Below are 3535 nucleotides of genomic sequence, written 5' to 3'. Positions count from 1 at the left end.
GGACCAGCTTCGAAATGTTCAGGGCGCGGTCACTGGTGGCGTGTTTTATCTCGCCCTGGCTACGGACCAGGATGTCAACGTAGTAGCCGGGACGCGCAAAACCGGCGACGCCACCCACATCATTGACCCGCACCGTCATTGCCCGCTTGCCCTCGGCGACCACCGCCGACAGTCCACCTGCCGAACCGACCGGCGCCAGTTTTGATTCTGTCAAAGGTTCGCCGGACAAAAGGCTGCTTCGCACGACGCGTCCCTCCAGCAATTTGCCGTCCGTGAAGGCGCCCTTGGGCACACTGCCGGCCGGCCAGTCGACGAAGCGGATCATCGACTGCGTGACCCGGCTGCCCATGTTGATGTCGACCATTGCGACGGCCAGCTTGTTGGTGCTCATGCTGGCGCGCTCGTTGATCCATTTGCCTGCGAATACGACCGCCGCCAGAGCAAGGATGACGGATACCACGATCATGGCTACGGCTCTGCTGCTTTTCATGACTGCCTCCGGTGCTGGTTCTGGTCTGCGCGCTCAATGAAATTATTTGGCTGGCGTGGCGAAATAGTTGCGCCATGCCCACTGGAGTGATTCCGTCGTCATTTCCGGCGAGCGCGCCTCGTAATCGGCAAGATCGCGCAACTGACTGAGGACATCTCTTGGATAACAGGCGTAAAGCGGACGGCCTTCGCCGTAATGCAGCTGCTCCAGCATGTGAAGATAGGCAGATTCGGAAAACGGTATGGCGAGTTCCTCGCTCACTTGCGTGAACACTTGCCGATATTGCGGCTCCGCAAGCGGGCCCAGGGCTATCTTGTAGCCGAGCCTACGCAAGAAGGCTTCATCGCCCAGCTCGTCGGGATGCTGGTTGGAGGAGAACACCACGATCACGTCGAACGGAATGCGAAACTTGTAACCGGTGTGCAGCGTGAGAAAGTCGGTGCGCCGGTCAAGCGGAACGATCCAGCGGTTCATGAGGTCACGCGGCGAGAGCAGCTGCCGGCCCAGGTCGTCGACCACGAATACGCCATTGTTGGCCTTCACATGCGGCGGCGCCTGGTAATAACCCCTGGAGTGATCGAACGCCAGGTCCAGCATTTTCAGCGTCAGCTCGCCGCCGCTGATGCCAACCGGCCGCTTGCAGATTATCCAGCGCGCGTCGCTGTTGTAATGACGTGCCAGGCTTGTCGCGGCAGCAGGCTGCGCCACGGGCGTATGGATATGGGGATCGAAAACCTGCACAACTTCGCCGTCCACTTCCACCGAATAGGGAACCGCTATGTCGCCGGAAACCAGTTCGGCCAGGCGTTCCGCAAGGTAGGTCTTGCCGCATCCCGGTGGCCCGTACAGGATCAATGCACGCCCGGAGTTGAGCGCCGCGCCGACCCGGTCCAGCACACCCGGCTGCACGACTACGCCCCTGAATCCTTCTGCAAGCATTTCGCGGGTGTACCGGACCTCGCGGATCGACTGTCGCTCCACCTGCCTTGTGTAGTCCGCCAGGCTGACCGGCGCCACTCCCGCGTACTGGCTGCGCCGCAGATGAGCAAGCGAGCGCTCGCGGCCGGCATCGGTAAGCTGGTAAAACGTGCTCGCGTTGTTTTCGCCACGACGGGCCAATTCGCACAGACCCTCCGAGCGCATTTCGAGCAGCGCGCTCTCAAGGACATTCGCCGGTAGCTTCACATGTGCGGCCAGGTCGGACAGGCTGCTACGTCCCGACAAGACCATCACCTTGGACAACAGTTCGCCCAGGAAGCGCAAGCTCAGGCTGGTGTCCTCGACGGTACGTGGAGCCGGCGGGACAAGCCAGGCACTGTCGTGACCGGCTTGCGGCAAGGTAGCGGCGAGATTCGTCATGGATATATGGAGATCGGGAAAATACTGAGATAGAGCAAATGACCGGCGCGCGCCAGCATGCAATAGGCGATGGTTCCGCCGGCGATCGCTACACCGAAGGGGATGCGTCCGACCGAACGCACTGCATCGGCTGGGGGCGGCAGGTCACGGACGATCACCCGGAACAGGCGGGCCATCAGCAATTCGTGCAGGTTAGCGCCGAGCCGCCTGAACGACTGGGCCCGCCACAGGAAATACACGGTCATCAGGCCCGCTGCGATGAAGCTGATGATCATCGCCCCCATCACCCCATTCATTCCCAGGAATGCGCCAACCATGGCCATCAGCTTGACGTCGCCGGCGCCCATCGCACGCAGCCAGTACAAGGGGATCAGCGCGACCAGTCCCAGGGTGGCGGCGGCCATTGCATTGAGCAGTCCCGCCGCTCCGGGCAATGCACCGGTAAAGCCAGTTCCCGTCGGCAGAAGTGCGTTCAGCGCCAGCCCGGCGACCAGCCCGACGGCGACCAGCCGGTTCGGGATCCGGTGGCTGCGTGCATCGGACTGCGCCGCGAGCACCAGCAGGATCGCGAGCAATCCAAGCGCAAGCACGGATGGATCAAGAGTGGACGGGCCGGTCATGTTATTTTTTGCCTGCTCAGGAGTTCTGAATTCCGTGGCCACAGCTCATTGACAAGCAAGCGGGGCATAGCTTCCGGAGCCACCGAAGCCGGCCCCGATGCCATTGAACACCGCGCACAAATCGCTGCCCAGGGTGTAGGCGGCGACACTGATTGCCACTGCGATCAGCATCCCTAGCAAGGCGTACTCGACTGCGACCGCGCCCTCTTCATCACGAATCAGCTCGCCAAGTAATTTCATTTTCCGTTCCTCGCAATGTTGTCGTGAGACGCCGAAGGTTCAACTTGTAGGTCCAGCCATCTTGCAAAAGCGCCGCCCCCTGGATACCGGGGCGGACGCTTTTTCCTGCATGCTTTACATCAGCCTCATGCGCACGCAGCGAACGTGGTGGGAGGCGTACCGGTCGGGGCGCCAAGGAAAGTTGCGATGCCGGTGAAGAATCCGCAGAGTTGTTTGCCCAGCAGGCTTGCGCCGACTGCGATCACGATTGCGATCAAGGCCGCCAACAGCGCGTATTCGATAGCGACTGCACCTTCTTCGTCTTTCAGAAAACGTTGGATTCCGTTCATTTGAATGCTCCTTCAGTTGGTGATGGACAGTGGACTGGGATAATCCGAAGTGCGATGTCTGAAACTTGTTTCATCGCCCCAGTGACTCCAGAGTAGTTCCCAGCTGCCCAGCCGTGAATGAAGCAATTGCACTAGCTGAAGCGGACTTTGCCCCGCTTCGTTTGAGATTTCGCACCGAGGATGCATCGCGTCCCGGATCGCCGTTGCGGCGGCCGCCAATCTCCGGCTTGCCCTTGCCATGTTGCTTGCGGCGGCGCTCTTCTTCGGCCAGCATGCTGGCCAATTCCGCCTTGCTGTGGATGTCGAGCTTCTGGTAGACGGCCACCAGCTGGTTGCGTACCGTGTGGGGGGACACGCCCAGCAGGATCGCGATCTCCTTGTGCGACATGCCGCTGGCATAGTTGTATGCGACTGCCAGCTCCGAACGCGCCAGCATGTGCACCACCGAAAGCCGGCGGCCGGTGCAGAGCATGTAGCCACAGTTCCGCGACATGCTG

General features: G+C 61.1%; 6 protein-coding genes. All 6 read right to left on the bottom strand.

Translation table 11 applies throughout. From position 1 onward, the window contains the following. A partial coding sequence (gene cpaB, locus Q7T64_RS11070) for a Flp pilus assembly protein CpaB (protein ID WP_304795476.1) occupies nucleotides 1–490 on the bottom strand: 490 nt, incomplete at its 3' end. 42 nt (nucleotides 491–532) lie between these two features. Continuing rightward, nucleotides 533–1849: an AAA family ATPase gene (locus tag Q7T64_RS11065; protein WP_304795474.1), complete on the bottom strand. Its 1317-nt coding sequence runs from the start codon at nucleotides 1847–1849 to the stop codon at nucleotides 533–535. Further along, nucleotides 1846–2469 (bottom strand): prepilin peptidase, encoded by a 624-nt coding sequence (locus Q7T64_RS11060; RefSeq protein ID WP_304795472.1) that lies wholly within the window; start codon nucleotides 2467–2469, stop codon nucleotides 1846–1848. Before Q7T64_RS11060 ends, Q7T64_RS11065 begins: the two co-directional genes overlap by 4 nt. Nucleotides 2470–2514: 45 nt before the next feature. Then, nucleotides 2515–2709 carry a Flp family type IVb pilin gene (locus tag Q7T64_RS11055; RefSeq protein WP_304795470.1) on the bottom strand — a complete coding sequence of 65 codons (195 nt, stop codon included), beginning with the start codon at nucleotides 2707–2709 and terminating at the stop codon, nucleotides 2515–2517. 125 nt (nucleotides 2710–2834) lie between these two features. Continuing rightward, the gene (locus Q7T64_RS11050) at nucleotides 2835–3038 is read right to left on the bottom strand and encodes a Flp family type IVb pilin (RefSeq protein ID WP_304795468.1); all 204 of its coding nucleotides are present in this window, start codon (nucleotides 3036–3038) and stop codon (nucleotides 2835–2837) included. 70 nt (nucleotides 3039–3108) lie between these two features. Next, a partial coding sequence (locus Q7T64_RS11045) for a response regulator transcription factor (RefSeq protein ID WP_304795465.1) occupies nucleotides 3109–3535 on the bottom strand: 427 nt, incomplete at its 5' end.

Origin of the sequence: Lacisediminimonas sp. (assembly GCF_030645335.1) — a bacterium.
Classification (GTDB): domain Bacteria; phylum Pseudomonadota; class Gammaproteobacteria; order Burkholderiales; family Burkholderiaceae_D; genus Lacisediminimonas.
Note: the sequence above shows the minus strand (reverse complement) of the source record. Positions and strands in the feature narration are given on the sequence as shown.